Annotated in this window: 16 protein-coding genes; 10 read left to right on the forward strand and 6 right to left on the reverse strand. The window is 66.6% G+C overall.

Annotated features, from left to right (window positions below; translation table 11 throughout):
* Positions 1-104 precede the first annotated feature (104 nt).
* Positions 105-1,415: an MFS transporter gene (locus PIJ50_RS00105; RefSeq protein ID WP_271971628.1), complete on the reverse strand. Its 1,311-nt coding sequence runs from the start codon at positions 1,413-1,415 to the stop codon at positions 105-107.
* A 135-nt stretch (positions 1,416-1,550) separates the two neighbouring features.
* On the opposite strand from PIJ50_RS00105, the gene rlmJ reads away from it, so the two are divergent.
* From rlmJ to PIJ50_RS00155, 10 genes are all read left to right on the forward strand, one after another.
* Positions 1,551-2,321 (forward strand): 23S rRNA (adenine(2030)-N(6))-methyltransferase RlmJ, encoded by a 771-nt coding sequence (gene rlmJ, locus PIJ50_RS00110; RefSeq protein WP_271971630.1) that lies wholly within the window; start codon positions 1,551-1,553, stop codon positions 2,319-2,321.
* 32 nt (positions 2,322-2,353) lie between these two features.
* On the forward strand, positions 2,354-2,791 hold the full coding sequence (locus tag PIJ50_RS00115; RefSeq protein ID WP_271971632.1) for a tellurite resistance TerB family protein: 438 nt from the start codon (positions 2,354-2,356) through the stop codon (positions 2,789-2,791).
* A gap of 61 nt (positions 2,792-2,852) precedes the next feature.
* Positions 2,853-3,626 (forward strand): ABC transporter ATP-binding protein, encoded by a 774-nt coding sequence (locus PIJ50_RS00120; RefSeq protein ID WP_271971634.1) that lies wholly within the window; start codon positions 2,853-2,855, stop codon positions 3,624-3,626.
* A 21-nt stretch (positions 3,627-3,647) separates the two neighbouring features.
* Positions 3,648-4,373, forward strand: coding sequence for a transporter substrate-binding domain-containing protein (locus tag PIJ50_RS00125; RefSeq protein ID WP_271971636.1), 726 nt, complete (start codon positions 3,648-3,650; stop codon positions 4,371-4,373).
* A gap of 36 nt (positions 4,374-4,409) precedes the next feature.
* A complete protein-coding gene (locus tag PIJ50_RS00130) occupies positions 4,410-5,300 on the forward strand; it encodes an ABC transporter permease (RefSeq protein ID WP_271971638.1) in 891 nt (296 codons plus the stop codon).
* Positions 5,297-6,142 carry an ABC transporter permease gene (locus PIJ50_RS00135; protein WP_271971639.1) on the forward strand — a complete coding sequence of 282 codons (846 nt, stop codon included), beginning with the start codon at positions 5,297-5,299 and terminating at the stop codon, positions 6,140-6,142. The genes PIJ50_RS00130 and PIJ50_RS00135 overlap by 4 nt, the downstream gene beginning before the upstream one ends.
* Positions 6,143-6,202: 60 nt before the next feature.
* Positions 6,203-6,880, forward strand: a complete 678-nt coding sequence (locus PIJ50_RS00140) for a type 1 glutamine amidotransferase (protein WP_271971641.1) — start codon at positions 6,203-6,205, stop codon at positions 6,878-6,880.
* 4 nt (positions 6,881-6,884) lie between these two features.
* Positions 6,885-8,240, forward strand: a complete 1,356-nt coding sequence (locus tag PIJ50_RS00145; protein ID WP_271971643.1) for a glutamine synthetase family protein — start codon at positions 6,885-6,887, stop codon at positions 8,238-8,240.
* Positions 8,237-9,508 carry an NAD(P)/FAD-dependent oxidoreductase gene (locus PIJ50_RS00150; protein WP_271971645.1) on the forward strand — a complete coding sequence of 424 codons (1,272 nt, stop codon included), beginning with the start codon at positions 8,237-8,239 and terminating at the stop codon, positions 9,506-9,508. The genes PIJ50_RS00145 and PIJ50_RS00150 overlap by 4 nt, the downstream gene beginning before the upstream one ends.
* Before the next feature lie 58 nt (positions 9,509-9,566).
* Positions 9,567-10,934 (forward strand): aminotransferase, encoded by a 1,368-nt coding sequence (locus PIJ50_RS00155; protein WP_271971647.1) that lies wholly within the window; start codon positions 9,567-9,569, stop codon positions 10,932-10,934.
* Between the two features lie 123 nt (positions 10,935-11,057).
* On the opposite strand, the gene recN is transcribed toward PIJ50_RS00155, so the two are convergent.
* The 5 genes from recN to ftsA all read right to left on the reverse strand — a co-directional run bounded on the left by recN (position 11,058) and on the right by ftsA (position 17,884).
* The gene (recN, locus tag PIJ50_RS00160) at positions 11,058-12,701 is read right to left on the reverse strand and encodes a DNA repair protein RecN (RefSeq protein ID WP_271971649.1); all 1,644 of its coding nucleotides are present in this window, start codon (positions 12,699-12,701) and stop codon (positions 11,058-11,060) included.
* 18 nt (positions 12,702-12,719) lie between these two features.
* The gene (locus PIJ50_RS00165) at positions 12,720-13,559 is read right to left on the reverse strand and encodes an outer membrane protein assembly factor BamD (protein ID WP_271971651.1); all 840 of its coding nucleotides are present in this window, start codon (positions 13,557-13,559) and stop codon (positions 12,720-12,722) included.
* Between the two features lie 96 nt (positions 13,560-13,655).
* The gene (gene lpxC, locus PIJ50_RS00170) at positions 13,656-14,576 is read right to left on the reverse strand and encodes a UDP-3-O-acyl-N-acetylglucosamine deacetylase (protein ID WP_271971652.1); all 921 of its coding nucleotides are present in this window, start codon (positions 14,574-14,576) and stop codon (positions 13,656-13,658) included.
* Positions 14,577-14,761: 185 nt separating this feature from the next.
* Entirely contained in the window at positions 14,762-16,375 is a 1,614-nt protein-coding gene (gene ftsZ / locus PIJ50_RS00175) for a cell division protein FtsZ (protein ID WP_271971654.1), read from the reverse strand.
* Between the two features lie 174 nt (positions 16,376-16,549).
* Positions 16,550-17,884 carry a cell division protein FtsA gene (ftsA, locus tag PIJ50_RS00180; RefSeq protein WP_271971656.1) on the reverse strand — a complete coding sequence of 445 codons (1,335 nt, stop codon included), beginning with the start codon at positions 17,882-17,884 and terminating at the stop codon, positions 16,550-16,552.
* Between the last annotated feature and the right edge of the window lie 10 nt (positions 17,885-17,894).

Genomic DNA, 17,894 nt, shown 5'->3' on the forward strand with positions numbered 1-17,894 from the left:
GGCGCCCTGCGGGGCGCCTTTTTGCATGTCCGTCGCGAAGCTGAACCCCGAATGAAAAAGGCCGCCCCCAGGGACAGCCTTTGTCGGCAAGTCGGACGATGCGCTCAGACTTCGCCTTTGCGCGAACCCCAGATGCACAGCAGCGTGATGACCGCCGCGCCGCCAAGGTAGTAGCCCACCGCGTGCAGGCCGTAGTTCGACTGCAGGTAGGTCGCCGCATAGGGCGCCAGCGAGGCGCCGAAGATGCCCGCGAAGTTGAAGGTCAGCGACGACCCGGTGTAGCGGACGCGCGTCGGGAAGGGTGCGGCCAGCGCCGTGCCAATCAGGCCATAGGTCATGCCCATCAACGCCATGCCGATCAGCACGAAGATGATGATGCCTGACGTTCCCATGGACCAGAGCGGCGCCAGCGCAAAGGAGAACAGCGCGATGCCCACCGTCACCCAGGTCAGCACCTGGCGGCGGCCGAAGCGGTCGCCCAGCTTGCCCACGATCGGGATGAACAGGCCGAAGGCGATGGCGCCCAGAAGCTGGATCTCGATCGCCTCCAGCAGCGGCATCTTGATGACCTTGGTGTTGTAGGACAGCAGATACGCGGTGCCGATGTAGAACAGCACGAAGGTCGCCAGCGCCACGAAGGTGCCAAGGAACAGGCTGCGCTTGTAGCTGGTGAAGATCTCGGCCGCAGGAACGGCCACGCGTTCATGCTTGTCGATCGCCTTCTGGAAGTCGGGCGTTTCCGTGATGGACAGCCGCACCCACATGCCGATGATGATCAGGATGGCCGAGGCGAGGAACGGTGCGCGCCAGATGCCGCTTTCCGCAAGCCATGCGCTGGCCGTCTGCCCTTCGGGCACGAAGTGCAGAAGGATGTAGAACACGCCCGACGCGATGAAGAGGCCGACCGGCGCGCCCAGCTGCGGGAACATGCCGTACCAGCTCTTCTTGCCCGGAGGAGCGTTTTCCGTCGCGATCAGCACCGCCCCGCCCCATTCGCCACCAAGGCCGAAGCCCTGTCCGAACCGGCAGAGCGCGAGGAACAGCGGCGCCATCACCCCGATGGAGGCGTAGGTCGGCAGAAGGCCGATGACGATGGTGGAGATCCCCATGGTCAGCAGCGCCGCGACCAGCGTCGCCTTGCGGCCGATCTTGTCGCCGAAATGGCCGAAGACGATGGCGCCGAAGGGCCGGGCGAAGAACGCGACCGAGAAAGTGGCGAAGGACGCCAGAAGGGCCGTCGTCTCATCCGTGCCGGGGAAGAACAGCACGGGGAAGACCAGCACGGCCGCCGTGGCATAGATGTAGAAGTCGTAGAATTCGATGGTGGTGCCGATGAGGCTGGCCGCCAGCACACGCGACGGCTTGTTCAGCGGTTGCGCGGTGCCGGTCGCAGCGTCGGGGGAAATATCGGTCATGACGTGTTTCCGGTTTAGTTGCAATTCGCCGCGATAACGTAATTTTAAAACTCTGGGAACCCGAAAAATCAGGGTTTTGTTACCTTAATGAAAGTTTCCTTGTGGATTGTGGCGCGGGAGGCTAGCGAAGGCGCCATGCTGTCCTATCAACACCTGTATCACGCCGGGAATCTGGCCGATGTCCAGAAGCACGCGCTGCTGTGCTTCATGCTCGATTATCTGGTGCAGAAGGACAAACCCCTCACCTATATCGAGACGCATGCCGGGCGCGGCCTGTACATGCTGGACGCCGAGGAGGCCGTGAAGACCGGCGAGGCGGAAAAGGGCATCGGCGCGGTGCGCGAGTTCTTCGCCCCCGACCATCCTTATCGCCAGCGGCTGGAGGAGACGCGCGCCCGCTGGGGCGACGCCGCCTATCCCGGATCGCCCCTGCTGGCCGCGATGACCCTGCGCGACATGGACAAGATCCATCTGGCCGAACTGCACCCGCAGGAACACCGCATCCTGTCCGAGGTGATCCACCTGTGGGACGCGCATGTCCAGAAGAAGGACGGGTTCGCGATGGCGCTGGCCCTGACGCCCCCCACCCCGCGCCGGGGCCTGATGCTGATCGACCCGCCCTATGAGGTGAAGTCGGATTACGACGCGATCCCCGGCCACATCGCCAACATCGCGAAGAAGTGGAACGTCGGCATCATCGCCCTGTGGTATCCGCTGCTGACCAGCGCCGCCCACATCGGCATGCTGGCCGAACTGTCCGAACGCTTCCCCGACGCACTGCGGCACGAAGTGCGCTTCCCCGCGGCCAAGGCCGGCCACAAGATGATCGGCTCGGGCATGTTCGTCATCAACGCCCCTTGGGGCACCGAGGATGAGGCGAAACGCATTTCGGCACTTTTCGCCTAGACTTGGCCGCCACGCGCACCATGATCATGCGCATGTTTGAACAACTTCTTCGCCGCATCACCGAAGGGTCCGACACCCGCCTGCCCGAGCCGGACAGCCGTCTGGCACTGGCGGCGCTTCTGGTCCGCATCGCCCGCGCCGACGGGCAATATACCGAGGTCGAGATCGGGCGCATCGACCGCGTTCTGGCCCGCCGCCACGGCCTGTCCGCGCAGGACGCCATCGCCCTGCGCCACCAGGCCGAAGCGCTGGAGGCCGAGGCCCCCGACACCGTGCGCTTCACCCGTGCCCTGAAGGACGCCGTGCCGCATGAGGACCGCGACGGCCTGATGCAGGCGCTGTGGGCCGTGGCCTTGGCCGATGGCGGCCGCGACGCGGTGGAGGATCAACTGATCCGTCTGGTTGCCAAACTTTTGGGCGTGACGGATCAGGAATCGGCGCTGGCGCGGCAGAAGGTGCAGGAAGGCTGAGATTCCGCGTTGCATACCGCCACCCCGCGCCCGTAATAGAACGCAAAACAGGCGAGGCAACGTGACCGCACCCACCGCTCCGGTTCTTCAAATCCGGAACCTTCACAAATCCTATGACCAGCTTGAGGTGCTGAAGGGCGTGGACCTGACGGCGCCGCGCGGGCACGTGATCTCCCTCATCGGATCCTCGGGGTCGGGGAAGTCCACCCTGCTGCGTTGCTGCAACCTTCTGGAAAACAGCCAAGCCGGCGACATCCTGTTCGAGGGGGAGCCCGTCACATGGCGCGGCGAGGGGCGCCACCGGGAGCCTGCGGACCGCCAGCAGGTGCTGCGCATCCGCACGAACCTGTCGATGGTGTTCCAGCAGTTCAACCTCTGGTCCCACATGACGATCCTGCAGAACGTGATGGAGGCGCCGCTGACCGTCCTTGGCCGCCCGCGCGCCGAGGTGGAGGAAAAGGCCCGCGGCTATTTGGCGAAGGTGGGCATCGCCGACAAGGCCGACGCCTGGCCCTCGCAACTCTCGGGCGGCCAGCAGCAGCGCGCCGCCATCGCCCGCGCCCTGTGCATGGAACCGCGCGCCCTTCTGTTCGACGAACCCACCAGCGCCCTGGATCCGGAGCTGGAGCAGGAGGTCGTCCGCGTCATCAAGGCGCTGGCCGACGAAGGGCGCACGATGATCATCGTCACCCATGACATGAAGATGGCGGCGGACTGTTCCGACCACGTCATCTTCCTGCACCAGGGCCGCATCGAGGAGCAGGGCGATCCCGCCACGCTGTTCGGCAACCCGCAATCCGCCCGCCTGCGCGCGTTCCTGTCCGCCGGCACCTGACATCCAAAGGGAGAGACCACGATGAAACAGCTTATCCTATCTTCGGCCCTTCTGGCCCTGACCGCCGGCGGCGCGCTGGCGCAAGACGTGGTCCGCATGGGGACCGAGGGCGCCTACCCTCCCTACAACTTCATCAACGACGCGGGCGAGGTTGACGGCTACGACCGCGACGTCGGCGATGCGGTCTGCGAAAAGGCCGGGCTGACCTGCGAATGGGTCACGACCGACTGGGACAGCATCATCCCGAACCTGCAATCGGGCAACTTCGACACCATCATCGCGGGGATGAGCATCACCGATGAACGGCGCGAGGTGATCGACTTCACGCAGAACTACCTGCCGCCGCTGGCTTCGGCCTATGCGACGATGGAGCCGGACACCGATCTTGACAGCGCGGTCGTCGCGGCGCAGGTCGGCACGATCCAGGCGAGCCACGTCGCGGAATCCGGCGCGACGCTGCTGGAATTCGCCACGCCTGACGAAGCCGTTGCCGCCGTTCGCAACGGCGAGGCCGACGCCGTCTTCGCCGACAAGGACTTCCTGGTTCCGATCGTGGAAGAATCGAACGGCGAGTTTTCCTGGCTGGGCGAGGACGTGGCCTTGGGCGGCGGTCTCGGCATCGGCCTGCGCAAGTCCGACACGGAGCTGAAGGCCAAGCTGGACGAGGCGCTGACCGCCCTGAAGGAGGACGGCACGCTGAACACGATGGCCAAGGAATGGTTCGGCGAGACCGCACCCCAATTCTAAGAGGAGGGGGCGCGGCATCCCCGCGCCCCGACCCCGATGTTCGCATATTGCGCTGATCCCAAATCGCTGGAAGGCCTGTCCTGGCTGTCGTGCTACCTCACGACGGGCACGCATCTGTCGTTCTATGCCTCGTTTCTGACGGTGCTGGTGCTGCTGGCCGTGACCGCGCCCATCGCGCTCGGCTTCGGCTTTGGCGGCGCGATGGCGGCCCGTTCGGGCGCCGCACCCTTGCGCTGGCTGGGCAAGGGCTACATGGCGATGGTGCGCGGCGTGCCGGACATCGTGTTCTTCCTGTTCTTCGTGATCGCGCTGGACCAAGGGATCGAGTGGTTGATCCATCAGGCCCGCTGCCCCGGCTGGACGGACCCGATCCGCAACGGGCTGGAATTCCGTGTCTGCCCGCAGGCCAAGATGCCGCCGAATTCAGCCCCGCAGATCGTGCACCAGATCTATGGCTTCGCACTGGCGGTCGTCACCTTCGCGCTGGTCTTCGGCGCCTTTGCCGCCAACGTCCTGTCAGGCGCGATGAAGGCCGTCCCCCGCGCACAGATCGAGACTGCGGAAAGCTACGGCATGACGCCGCGGCAGGTGTTTCGCCGCATCCTTGTGCCGCAGATGTGGATCTACGCCCTGCCCGGCCTGTCCAACCTGTGGCTGGTGCTGATCAAGGCCACGCCGCTCCTGTTCCTTCTGGGCGTGCAGGACATCGTCTACTGGGCGCGCGAACTCGGGGGCTCCAAGACCTCCACCTATGCCTATCCGCACCCCGACTGGCGGCTGTGGTACTTCCTAGGCCTGCTGGTCTTCTATCTGCTGATGACGGCGCTGTCGGAACGCCTGCTGGCGCGGCTGGAACGCCGGCTCAGCCGCGGGCAGGCCACCGCCTCGGGCGAGGCGCAGCGCCGCGAAGGGGGACAGACCGCATGACCTGCACCGAAACGATCCAGGCCTATGCCTTCCGCTCCCTCGGCTTTGGCGAACGGCTCTTGCCGCGCGAGGGGTATGACCTGTGCCAGCAGTTCACGCTGATCGGCTCCGGCCTGATCTGGAACGTGTATTTCGCAGTGGTGACGCTGGCGCTCGGCTTCTTTCTGGCCATCGGCCTGGCCATGGGAAAGGATTCGCGCCACGTCTGGATCCGCACGCCCTGCGACTGGTTCGTCTTCGTGTTCCGAGGCTCGCCGCTGTTCATCCAGTTCTTTGTGGCCTACCAGCTTCTGGTGCTGCTGCCGCGCGACGGGATCACCGTGCCGCTGGGGCTGTTCGACCTGCACATCGGCACCGACTGGATGACGCGCGCCTGGGCCGGCGCGGCGCTGGTGCTGTTCTTCAACACCGCCGCCTACACGGCCGAGATCTTCCTCGGCGCCCTTCGTTCCATCCCCAAGGGGGACCTGGAGGCGGCGGACGCCTACGGCATCAACGGCTGGTCGCGCTTCCGCCGCATCCGCTTTCCTACGATGATGCGGCTGGCCTGGCCCGCCTACACGAATGAGGCGATCTTTCTGTTCCACGCCACGACACTGGTGTTCTTCTCGGGCTTTCCGGCCTTCCAGCAGCGGGGCGACGCGCTTTATTACGCCAGCTACTTCGCCGGGCGAACGTTCAACCCCTTCGTGCCGTATCCGATCGTGGCCTTCTACTTCATCTGCCTGACCCTGTTGCTGACATGGGTGTTCGGGCGGATCGGGCGGCGGCTGAACCGGCACCTGCCCTCCAACGAACGCGCCCGCCGTAAGCCGCGCTTTCTGCCGCAGATCATCCGCTAGCCCCGTCTCGACAGGTTCCGGCCGTGTGGCTAGGGTGGCCACAGAAAAGGACGGACAATCATGCGGATCGGCATCTTGCAGACGGGCGACGCGCCCAAGGATCTTCTGGCAGAGCACGGGGACTACCCCGAGATGTTCGCGCGGCTTCTGGACGGCTACGGCTTCGAATTCCGGACGTGGCGAGTCGTGGACCTCCAGTTCCCGATGGACGAGGAGCAGGCCGACGGCTGGCTGATCACCGGGTCGCGCCATGGCGTCTACGAGGATCACGCCTTCCTTCCGCCGCTGGAGGCGCTGATCCGCGACGCCTACGCCGCGCATGTGCCGATGGTGGGCATCTGCTTTGGCCACCAGATCATCGCCAAAGCGCTGGGCGGGCGGGTGGAAAAGTTCGCGGGCGGCTGGTCCGTGGGCGCCACCCCCTACCGCTTCGACGATGAGACGTTGACCCTGAACGCCTGGCATCAGGACCAGGTGGTGGAGGCGCCGGCCGGGGCCGAGCGTCTGGCCACCTCCGACTTCTGCACCAACGCCGCGCTGATCTATGACGACCGTGCGCTGACCATCCAGGCCCATCCGGAGTTTCCGGACCGTTTCATCGACGGCCTGATCCGCACCCGCGGCGAAGGCGTGGTGCCCGACCCGCTTTTGCAACAGGCGCGCGCGCGTCTGGGCCAGCCCAACGACTCCGACCGCATCGCGGACCGGATCGCCGAATTCTTCCTGCAGCCGAGGTAGCCCCATGTCCGACTGGACCGATCAGATCCCGCAAGCGGCGCGTGACTACATCGCCAACCGTCGTCTGGACGAGGTGGAGTGCATTGTCTCGGACGTGGCGGGCGTGGCGCGGGGCAAGGCGATGCCGGCCTCGAAATTCGCCAGGCAGAGCAGCTTCTTCCTCCCGAACTCCATCTTCCTCCAGACGATCACGGGCGAATGGGCGGACAATCCTGTGGGGTCCTTCACCGAACCGGACATGATCCTGTATCCCGACTACTCCACCGCCACGGCGGCGCCCTGGACGGCGGACGTGACGCTTCAGGTGATCCATGACGCCGTGAACCAGTCGGGCGAACCCGTGGGCACCGCGCCGCGCAACGTGCTGAAACGGGTCGTGCAGCTTTACGCCGATCAGGGTTGGAAGCCGATCGTCGCGCCCGAGATGGAGTTCTTCCTGACCGCGCGCAACATCGACCCCAACATGCCGGTGATGCCGCCCATGGGCCGTTCGGGCCGCCGGGCCGCCGGTCGTCAGGCCTATTCCATGAGCGCGGTCGACGAATACGGCAAGGTGATCGACGACATCTACGACTTCGCCGAATTGCAGGGGTTCGAGATCGACGGCATCCTTCAGGAAGGCGGCGCGGGTCAGGTGGAGATCAACCTGGCCCATGGCGACCCGGTGAAGCTCGCGGACGAGATCTTCTTCTTCAAGCGCCTGATCCGCGAGGCCGCCTTGCGCCACGACTGCTTTGCCACCTTTATGGCCAAGCCGATCGAGGGGGAGCCGGGCAGCGCCATGCACATCCACCATTCGGTCACCGACATCGCGAGCGGGAAGAACATCTTCTCCGACGCCAAGGGCAGCGAGACGGACCAGTTCCTGCACTTCATCGCCGGGATGCAGAACCACCTGCCCGCCGCCGTGGCGCTTCTGGCGCCCTATGTGAACAGCTATCGCCGCTACGTTCCGGACTTCGCCGCACCGATCAACCTGGAATGGGGCCGCGACAACCGCACCACCGGTCTGCGCATCCCCATCTCCTCGGCCGAGGCGCGGCGTCTGGAAAACCGGCTGGCGGGGATGGACTGCAACCCGTATGTCGGGATCGCCGCCTCGCTGGCCTGCGGTTATCTGGGGCTGATGGAAAAGAAGATGCCCCGCCCCGAATGCATCGGCAGCGCCTATATGGGCGAGACGGACCTGCCCTACAACCTGGGCGACGCCCTGGACCTGCTGGAGGAGAACACGGCCCTGCGCGAGGTGATGGGCGAGGAGTTCTGCAAGTATTACGACGCGGTGAAGCGCAACGAATACAAGGAATTCCTGCAGGTCATCTCCCCTTGGGAACGCGAACATCTGCTGCTGAACGTATGAACCTGCTGACCGCCAACGACCGGCCCGGCGAATACCCCGCCAGCTATTATGCGGCCACCGCCACGCCGCTGGACCCGTTCCCCACCCTGAAGGGGGAGGTGCGGGCCGATGTCTGCATCGTCGGCGGCGGCTACAGCGGGCTGTCGGCGGCGCTTCATCTGGCGGAACGCGGCTTTGACGTGGTGGTGCTGGAAGCGCATCGCGTGGGCTTCGGCGCCTCGGGGCGCAACGGCGGGCAGGTCGGATCAGGCCAGCGGCTGGAACAGGACGATCTGGAAGCCATGGTCGGCAAGTCCGACGCCCGCCGCCTGTGGGATCTGGGGCAAGAGGCGAAGGCGCTGGTGCGCGGGCTGATCGACCGACACGCCTTGCCCGTCACCTTCCGCCCCGGCATCGCCCACGCCGCCCGCACCAAGGCCGAGGTCGCCCATTCCCACGCCTATGCGGAAAAGCTGGCGCGTGACTATGACTACGATCAGGTGCAACCGCTGGACGCCGCCGAACTGGCGGCCCTGCTGGGCACGGACCGGTTTCTGGGCGGCGACATCGACCGTGGTGCGGGCAGCATCCACCCGTTGAACTTTGCCCTTGGGCTGGCGGGGGCGGCCAAGGCGCGGATCTTCGAACGCAGCACCGTCACCCGTCTGGACGGCACCACCGTGCACACCGATGGCGGGCATGTGCGGGCCGATCACGTGATCCTTGCCTGTGGCGGCTATCTGGGCAGGCTGGAACCGCAGGTGGCGTCGCGGGTCATGCCGATCAACAACTTCATCGTGGCGACCGAACCGCTGGACGGGCTGATGGCGCCCATCGCCGCCCATGACACGAAGTTCGTCGTGAACTACTGGCGGATGAGCGAGGACAACCGCCTGCTGTTCGGCGGCGGCGAAAGCTACGGCTACCGCTTCCCCCGCGACATTGACGGCACCGTCCGCAAACCGATGCTGGAGGTGTATCCCCAGCTGAAGGACGTGCGGATCGATCACGCCTGGGGCGGCACCCTGTCCATCACGATGAACCGCATGCCCTGCTTCCGCCGCGTGGCGCCAAACGTGCTGTCGGTGTCGGGCTATTCCGGACACGGGGTGGCGCTGGCGACCTTGGCGGGCCGCATCCTGGCCGAGGCGGTGGCCGGGCAGGCCGAACGCTTCGACCTGATGGCCGCCCTGCCGCAACCCCGCTTTCCGGGCGGCCCGGCCCTGCGCAGCCCGCTCCTCGCGCTCGCGATGACGTGGTACGCGATGCGGGATCGCCTTGGCGTCTGAGATGGACAGCCTTCGGCGCCACGGCTAGGCTGGGCCCAACCTGAAGGAGCCCTCCCCCATGCGTGACACTGCCCCGAACAGCTGGGACGCCCGCGCCGAAAGCGCGTCGTTCTACGGTTTCACCGACCTGCCCACCATCGCAGAACGGGGCACGGTCGTGCTGACGCATGGCGAAGGTCCCTATGTTCACGACACGAACGGCAAGCGCTACTTCGACTCGAACTCCGGCCTGTGGAACATGGTGGCGGGCTTCAATCACCCGAAACTGGCCGAGGCGGCGAAGGCGCAATACGACCGCTTCCCCGGCTACCATTCGCTGTTCGGGCGCATGTCGGACCAGACGGTGATGCTGTCGGAAACCCTGATCGAGGTGTCGCCCTACCCCCGCGGAAAGGTGTTCTACACCAATTCGGGGTCCGAGGCGAACGACACCATGGTCAAGATGCTCTGGTTCCTCGGCGCGTCCGAAGGCCAGCCGCAGCGCCGCAAGATCATCACCCGCTGGAACAGCTATCATGGGGTGACGGCGGTCGCGGCGTCAATGACGGGCAAGCCCTACAACTCGGTCTTCGGGCTGCCGCTGCCGGGCTTCCTCCATGTCGGGTCGCCGCATTACTGGCGCTTCGGGCAAGAGGGCGAGACCGAACAACAGTTCACCCAGCGTCTGGCCCGCGAGCTGGAAGCCACCATCATCAAGGAAGGCCCCGACACCATCGCCGGCTTCTTTGCCGAGCCGGTGATCGGCGCGGGCGGGGTCATCCCGCCCTCGGACGGTTATTTCCAGGCGATCCAAGCGGTGCTGAAAAAATACGGCATCCCCCTGATCGCGGACGAGGTGATCACCGGCTTCGGACGCACGGGCAACCTGTGGGGCTGCCAGACCTACGATTTCGTGCCCGACGCCATCATCGCGTCGAAGGCGATGACGGCCGGCTATTTCCCGATGGGCGCGATCCTGCTGGGACCGGACCTTGCGGACCGCCTGCAAGACGCGTCCAACGCGATTGAGGAGTTTCCGCACGGCTTCACCGCGTCCGGCCATCCGGTCGGCTGCGCGATCGCGCTCGCGGCCATCGATCTCGTGACGAATGGCGGGCTGGCCGAGAATGTGCGCACCCTGACCCCGATGTTCGAGGCGGGCATGGCCAAGCTGGCCGAGAACCCGAACATCGGCGAATGGCGCGGCAAGGGCCTGATGGGCGCGCTGGAGGCCGTGCAGGACAAGGCCACGAAGACCCCCTTCCCCGGCACCCTGTCGGTCAGCGAACGGATCGCCAACACCTGCACCGACCACGGCCTGATCTGCCGTCCCCTGGGGCAAAGCATCGTGCTGTGCCCGCCGTTCATCTGCACCGAGGCGCATCTGGAAGAGATGTTCGGCAAGCTGGACGCCGCCCTGACCAAGGTCTTCGCCGAGGTCGCCTGACGAGGTGCGGGCGGGCCTTCACGGATCGCCCGCCTCCCACCGCGCCGGGAAAGGCCACTGAGTCATCAGCTACCGCCTATTTCGTGCCTCCCGCCAATGCAGGAACAGTTGATGCCCGTGGGGTCAGCCGGCCAGCAGGTCGCGCGCCGCTTCGCGCGCGGCCTCGGTGATGGTGTCCCCGGCCAGCATGCGGCCCACCTCCTCCACCCGCTGGTCATGGGTCAGCCCCACCACGGTGGAGGTGGTCATCCCGTCCCGCACGCGCTTTTCCACCCGCCAGTGATGCGCGCCCAAGGCCGCCACCTGGGCCGAATGTGTCACGACCAGAACCTGCCCGCCTTCGGCCAAGGACCGCAGACGCCGCCCCACGGCGTTCGCCGTCGCGCCGCCCACGCCGCGGTCGATCTCGTCGAAGATCATGGTGATGTCGCGCGAATCGCCGGTCAGGCAGACCTTCAGCGCCAGCAGGAAGCGCGACAGTTCCCCGCCCGAGGCGATCTTGTTCAGCGGTCCGGGGGGCGCGCCGGGATTGGTTGCCACCGTGAAGGCCACGGCATCGGCGCCTTCCGGCCCGGCATCGGCGGGGGTCACCAGCGTTTCGAACACCGCGCGTTCCATCTTCAGCGGGGCAAGCTCGGCGGCCATCGCCTTGTCCAGCTTCACGGCGGCCTTGCGCCGGGCACCGGTCAGCGCCTCCGCCTCGCGGCGATAGGTCAACTCGGCCTCGGTGACGGCGCTGCGCAGGCCGGCGATGTCCCGCTCCCCGCCGTCCAGCGCGGCCAGACGGCGGCGCAGGCCTTCGGCGAAATCGCCCAACTCGTCCGCAAGGACCCCATGCTTTCGGGCCATCGCGCGGATCGCGAACAGGCGTTCCTCCAGCGATTCCAACTCGTTCGGGTCGAAGTCGAGGGCGTTCAGGCAGTCCTCGACGCCCTGCTGCGCCTCCCCCAATTCCACCATGACGCGGCCCAAGGCGGCCAGCGCACCTTCCAGGCGGCCTTCCGCGCGGTCGGACGCACCTTCCAGCCAGCGGGTCGCATCAGTCAGAAGACCCTCCACCCCCTGATCCGACAGGGCGCCGTGGGCGCGGGCGATGTCGTCGCGGATGCGTTCCGCCCCCTGCATGGCGCGGCGGCGGGTATCAAGGCTCGCCTCCTCGCCCGGCTGGGGGTCCAGCTTGTCCAGTTCCCCCACCGCATGACGCAGGAAGTCCTCCTCGGCGCGGATGCTGTCCAGCGCCGCCTCCGCCTCCATCAGCCGACGGCGGGCGGCGCCCAGATCGGCCCAGGCGCGGCGGGCGCGGCCGGTGTCCAGCGCCCCGAAGGCGTCCAGCATCAGGCGGTGACCGCGCGGGTTCAGAAGGCCCCGGTCGTCGTGCTGGCCGTGCAGTTCCACCAGCGCATCCGACAGCGCACGCAGCACCTCGCCCGACACGCGGCGGTCGTTGACCCAGGCGGTCTTGCGCCCGTCGGTGTGGTTCACGCGGCGCAGGATCAGCTCGTCCTCGGCCCGGATCCCGGCCTCGTCCAGCACGGCGCGGGCGGCGTGCGACGGCGGCAGGTCGAAGACGGCCGTCACCTCTCCCGTATCGGCCCCAGCGCGGACCAGTTCCGCCCGCCCCCGCCAGCCCAGCACGAAACCCAGTGAGTCGAGGAGGATCGACTTCCCCGCCCCGGTCTCCCCGGTCAGCACGTTCAGCCCCGGCTGGAACGCCAGCGAGAGCCTCTCGATGATGAGCATGTCACGAATGTCGAGCGAGCGAAGCATGGGGCCCCTGCGTGGAGGTTACAGCCACTCACCCCGAATGGTCTGCCGGTAGATCGATGCCAGCCAGTTATCGCCCGTGACCTTGGGATCAAGACCGCGGCCCGTCAGAAGACGATAGGCATCGTCATAGAAGGGCGAGGAGCGGTAGTTGTAGCCAAGGATCGCCCCGGCCGTCTGCGCCTCGGCGGTCAGGCCCAGACCCAGATAGGCCTCCACCAGACGCTCCAGCGCCTCGGGCGTGTGGCTGGTGGTCTGATACTGCTCCACCACCGCGCGGAAGCGGTTCACGGCGGCGGTGTAGTTGCGGCTTTTCAGGTAGAAGCGGCCAATCTCCATCTCCTTCGCCGCCAGCTGGTCGAAGGCCACGTCGAACTGCAGGACGGCTTGACGCGCATAGGGGCTGTCGGGATAGTTCTCGATCACCTTGCGCAATTCCTGAAGCGCCTGGAAGGTCAGGCCCTGGTCGCGGCCCACCTCGTCGATCTGGTCGTAATAGGACAGCGCCAGCAGATACTGGGCATAGGCCGCATCCTGATCGGCGGGATAGAAGTCGAGGAACCGCTGCGCCGCGGCGCGCGCGTCCTCATACTCCTTCGCCTGATGATAGGCATAGGCCTGCAGGATCAGCGAGCGTTTGGCGTATTGGGTGTAGGGGAACCGCCGCTCCACCTCCGAGAAGGAGGTGATGGCCTGTTCGGGCTTGTCGTCGGCCAGCTGCGCCTCGCCGCGGGCGAAGATCTGCGGCGCGGTCATCCCTTCCAGGTCACGGTCGGCGCGATCCCCGCGGTTGCATCCCGCCAGAAGACCCACCACCACCACTGCACCGAGGATCTGTCTGCCCGACTTCCAGCCTGTCATCTTCTGCCTGTCCTCGTGCTGTCACCGCGTCGCGCCTTGAAAGGACACGTGTTTCGCTGGTCCTAGCATAGAAAAATCCGGGTGGCAAAACGCCTTTCAGGCGACGGCGGGCAGATCGGCGCGCACTACACCCATGCCCGGAAGCTTCAATCCGGTCATGGGGCCGCACTCCACCATCTTCCAGGCGTCGCGGCGGGCGAACAGGGCGCGCAGCAGGCGATTCGTCATCGCATGGCCCGCGCGGGTCCCGGTATAACGGCCAAGGATCGGCCCCCCCGCCAGCGCCAGATCGCCCAGCGCGTCCAGCATCTTGTGGCGCACAGGTTCGTCGGCGTGACGCAGGCCACCGGGGCTGAGGACGCGGTCCCCGTCGAACACCACGGCGTTGTCCATCGTGCCGCCAAGGGCCAGACCATTGGCGCGCATCGCGTCCACATCGGCCTTGCGGCAGAAGGTGCGGCTGTCCGAAAGCTCGCGCACGAAGGCGCCGTTGGACATGTTCAGGTGCTTTTCCTGATGCCCGATGGCCTGTTCGGCGAAGTCGATGGTGAAATTGATCTCCAGCATCTCCGACGGCTCCAGCCGGGCGACGGCGGCGCCATCCTGCACTTCAACCGTTTGCAGGATGCGGATGGCGCGCACGGGCACCATCTGTTCGCGCAGACCGGCGGCCAGGAAACGGTCCACGAAGATGGCGGCCGACCCGTCCAGGATCGGAACTTCCGGCCCGTCAATCTCCACCAGCGCGTTGTGGATGCCGCAGCCGGCCAAGGCGGCCATGATGTGCTCCACCGTGGAAACGCTGGCCCCTTCCGGGTTTTCCAGAAGCGTGCACAGCTTCGACGGGATCACGGCGTCCCAGCGGGCCGGGATCAGCGTATCGCCCGAGGTGAGGTCGGTGCGGCGGAACCAGATCCCATAGTCGGCCGAAGCCGGACGAACGATCATGCGAACGGCGCGTCCGGTGTGGAGACCCAGACCGGTGAAGCTGACGGCAGATTTCAGCGTGCGTTGCATGACGGGACCTTTCTTCGTTCTTGCCACAACGCGTTGCGGCACAAACGTTTAATTAAGAAATGATCCGCCGCTTCTCAATTCACTCTTTGTGACGCTGTGTGACATGAAGTATCACATGGACAAGTTACTGATCAAGAACGGAAAACCCGGCCAGTGGCCGGGTTTTCTTGCGCTGGGTGAAATGTTCAGTTCGCCTGACGTCGAAGGAACGCAGGGATCTCGATCCGCTCCTGATCAGGACTCGCCTCCGGCTCCTCGTCATAGGCAACCTGCTGCTGGGCGCGGGGCTGCGGACGGGGTTCGGGCTGCTCGCCGTGGCCAGCCATGCGGTTGATCAGCGAACCGATGCCGAAACGCGGCTTTTCCGCCGGCGCGGCGGGGCGCTGCGCCGGCTGCTGCGGGGCCGGCTGGGCCGCGCGCTGCTGCGGGCCGGGCGTTCCGCGCGGCGGGGCCTTCTGCACGGCCGCGGCCAAGCGGGCCAGCGTTTCCGGCGACGGGGTGCCCGGCTGGCCGGTGGCGGGACGCGCGCGCGGGGCGACGAAGCTGGACGCATCGTTCTGCACCTGCGGCGCGGCACGCTGCACGCGCGGCTGCGGTGCCGGGGCCTGCGCCGCCGGTTGCGGGCGGTAGGCCGGCGGCGGCATGTCGTCCGCCTCGGGCATCATGTCGTCCTGCGGCTGCTCGAACACGGCGCGCTGCACCGGCTGGGGCGCGGGCTGCGGGGCCGGCGCGGGACGCGCGGCGACGGGGGCCGGACGCTCCTCCACCTTAGGGGTGGACTGGGTCAGCGGCTGGGACAGCGGGCGGCGGGCCGGAGCCGGCTCTTCCTGCGGCTTCGCCTCGATGCCGGTGGCGACGACCGACACGCGCAGGCGCCCTTCCATCGTCGTGTCCAGGGTGGAGCCGACGATGATGTTCGCGTCCGGATCGACCTGCGTGCGGATCGCCTCGGCGGCCTCGTCCAGTTCGAACAGCGTCAGGTCGTAGCCGCCGGTGATGTTGATCAGGACGCCCTTGGCGCCTTTCAGGCTGACTTCGTCCAGCAGCGGGTTGGCGATCGCCTTTTCGGCGGCCAGCTTCGCGCGGTCGTCGCCCTCGGCCTCGCCCGTGCCCATCATGGCCTTGCCCATCTCGTCCATCACGGCGCGCACATCCGCGAAGTCGAGGTTGATGAGGCCCGGACGCACCATCAGGTCGGTCACGCCCTTCACGCCCTGATACAGGACGTCGTCGGCCATCGCGAAGGCCTCGGTGAAGGTCGTGCGGTCGTTGGCCAGACGGAACAGGTTCTGGTTCGGAATGATGATCAGCGTGTCCACGACCTTCTGAAGGGCTTCGATCCCTTCATTGGCCTGGCGCATCCGCTTGTTGCCCTCGAACTGGAAGGGCTTGGTCACGACGCCCACCGTCAGCACGCCCAGTTCCCGCGCGGCCTGCGCGATGATCGGGGCCGCGCCCGTGCCCGTGCCGCCGCCCATGCCGGCGGTGATGAAGCACATGTGCGCGCCGGCCAGATGGTCGATGATCTCCTCGATCGTCTCTTCGGCGGCGGCGGCGCCGACCGAGGGGCGCGCGCCCGCGCCCAGACCTTCGGTGACCTTCATGCCCATCTGGATCTTCGCCGTGGCGTTGCTTTGCTGCAGCGCCTGGGCGTCGGTGTTCGCGACCACGAACTCCACGCCTTCCAGCATTTTCTCGATCATGTTGTTGACGGCGTTGCCGCCCGCGCCACCTACGCCGAACACGGTAATGCGCGGCTTCAGTTCTTCCTGTTGGTCGTTCATCAAGGTGAGACGCATGACTTTCCGCCTGTGTTCAGTGTCCGCGGCACCATTCGAGGGTGCCTATCCGATGCTTTGTGGCCGATCCTAGACTTTGACGCGCCGAACGTCACCCGAAAAAGCGGCATTCCCCCGGACCGGACCTTGATTTGCAGGGTGTCGGCGGCATCTCGCCGCCCTGCCCCGCCTTTGTCACCAGTTCTCGCGGAACCAGCGGATCGCCTTCTTGAAGGACCGCGCGGGGTAGCGTTCGCTCGGGATCTCGAAGTCCCACCACTCGTCCTGCGGGTGGGCGGCAAACAGGCACAGCCCCACGGCCGAGGCAAAGGCCGGCCCCGTGATCGCTTGCGGCAAGCCCTGCACGCGCAGCGGGCGGCCCAGACGGACACGCTGGCCCAGGATGCGGGCGGCCAGCCCGTCCAGCCCCGGCACCTGGCTGGCACCGCCCGTCAGCACGATCTGTTGGCTGGGCAGGTGGTCGAAGCCGGCGGCGTCCAGACGGGCGCGCACCTCCTCCAGGATTTCCTCGACCCGCGGGCGCATGATGCCGATCAGCTCGGTCCGGCTGACGGTGCGGCTGTCCTTGTCCCAGTCGCCCGTGTCGGCGCCGATGGAGATCATCTCGCGGTCATCGATCCCCGTGGCGTACACGCCGCCATGGGTCGCCTTGATCTTCTCGGCCTGCGCCAGCGGGATCTGCAGGCCCTTGGAGATGTCGAGCGTGACGTGATCGCCGCCCATCCGGACCGAGTCCGAATAGATCATGTGCTTCTTGATGAAGATGGACAGGCCGGTCGATCCGCCGCCCATGTCGATGCAGGCCGCGCCCAGTTCCTGCTCGTCCTCCACCAGGCTCGACACGCCCGCGACATAGGCTGAGGACGCGATCCCGGCGAGTTCCAGATCGCAGCGCTTGATGCAGTAGAGGAGGTTCTGGATCGTTCCCGCATCCACAGACAGCATGTGCATGTCGCAGGCAAGGCGATTGCCGATCTGCCCGCGCGGATCGCCAAGGCCGGTGCGATGGTCCAGCGCGAAGTTCACGGGCTGGGCGTGCATCACCTCGCGCCCCGGGCCGATGTCGGGCACGTCGCAGGCCGACAGGACGCGGGCCACGTCCTGTTCGGTCACGACCGAATCCTGCAACTCCCACTCCCCCGCCAAGCCATAGCTGCGCGGCTCCCCGCCCGAGAAGGTGGCGATCACGTGATCCACCCGCACGTTGGCCATCTTCTGGGCGCCCTGCACGGCGGTGCGGATCGCGCGCTCCGTCTCGTTCATCACGCTGATCTCGCCAAAGCGGACGCCGCGGGACCGCGTCGTGGCCGCGCCGATCACCCGGAACTGGCTTTGACCCGCCATGGACCCCACCCCGTCGTGATCGCGCAGACGGTCGGGGCCGTCGAAGCGCAGGATCAGGCAGGCGATCTTGGTCGATCCGACGTCCAGAATGGCGATCACGCCCCTCTGGATGGCGGCGCGGCGCATGTTCCGCATGGCACGCTGGGATTGGTAAAGATCGGTCATCGGCGCCCTC

This window comes from Falsirhodobacter sp. 20TX0035, assembly GCF_028307215.1.
Taxonomy (GTDB): domain Bacteria; phylum Pseudomonadota; class Alphaproteobacteria; order Rhodobacterales; family Rhodobacteraceae; genus Falsirhodobacter.

Excerpts from the sequence above, each read along its gene's own strand:
- rlmJ (WP_271971630.1), top strand. The coding sequence starts at position 1,551 with ATGCTGTCCTATCAACACCTGTATCACGCCGGGAATCTGGCCGATGTC.
- PIJ50_RS00135 (WP_271971639.1), top strand. The coding sequence starts at position 5,297 with ATGACCTGCACCGAAACGATCCAGGCCTATGCCTTCCGCTCCCTCGGC.
- PIJ50_RS00150 (WP_271971645.1), top strand. The coding sequence starts at position 8,237 with ATGAACCTGCTGACCGCCAACGACCGGCCCGGCGAATACCCCGCCAGC.
- PIJ50_RS00125 (WP_271971636.1), top strand. The coding sequence starts at position 3,648 with ATGAAACAGCTTATCCTATCTTCGGCCCTTCTGGCCCTGACCGCCGGC.
- PIJ50_RS00155 (WP_271971647.1), top strand. The coding sequence starts at position 9,567 with ATGCGTGACACTGCCCCGAACAGCTGGGACGCCCGCGCCGAAAGCGCG.
- PIJ50_RS00140 (WP_271971641.1), top strand. The coding sequence starts at position 6,203 with ATGCGGATCGGCATCTTGCAGACGGGCGACGCGCCCAAGGATCTTCTG.
- PIJ50_RS00130 (WP_271971638.1), top strand. The coding sequence starts at position 4,410 with ATGTTCGCATATTGCGCTGATCCCAAATCGCTGGAAGGCCTGTCCTGG.
- PIJ50_RS00115 (WP_271971632.1), top strand. The coding sequence starts at position 2,354 with ATGTTTGAACAACTTCTTCGCCGCATCACCGAAGGGTCCGACACCCGC.
- ftsZ (WP_271971654.1), bottom strand. The coding sequence starts at position 16,375 with ATGCGTCTCACCTTGATGAACGACCAACAGGAAGAACTGAAGCCGCGC.
- ftsA (WP_271971656.1), bottom strand. The coding sequence starts at position 17,884 with ATGACCGATCTTTACCAATCCCAGCGTGCCATGCGGAACATGCGCCGC.
- recN (WP_271971649.1), bottom strand. The coding sequence starts at position 12,701 with ATGCTTCGCTCGCTCGACATTCGTGACATGCTCATCATCGAGAGGCTC.
- lpxC (WP_271971652.1), bottom strand. The coding sequence starts at position 14,576 with ATGCAACGCACGCTGAAATCTGCCGTCAGCTTCACCGGTCTGGGTCTC.
- PIJ50_RS00105 (WP_271971628.1), bottom strand. The coding sequence starts at position 1,415 with ATGACCGATATTTCCCCCGACGCTGCGACCGGCACCGCGCAACCGCTG.
- PIJ50_RS00165 (WP_271971651.1), bottom strand. The coding sequence starts at position 13,559 with ATGACAGGCTGGAAGTCGGGCAGACAGATCCTCGGTGCAGTGGTGGTG.
- PIJ50_RS00145 (WP_271971643.1), top strand. The coding sequence starts at position 6,885 with ATGTCCGACTGGACCGATCAGATCCCGCAAGCGGCGCGTGACTACATC.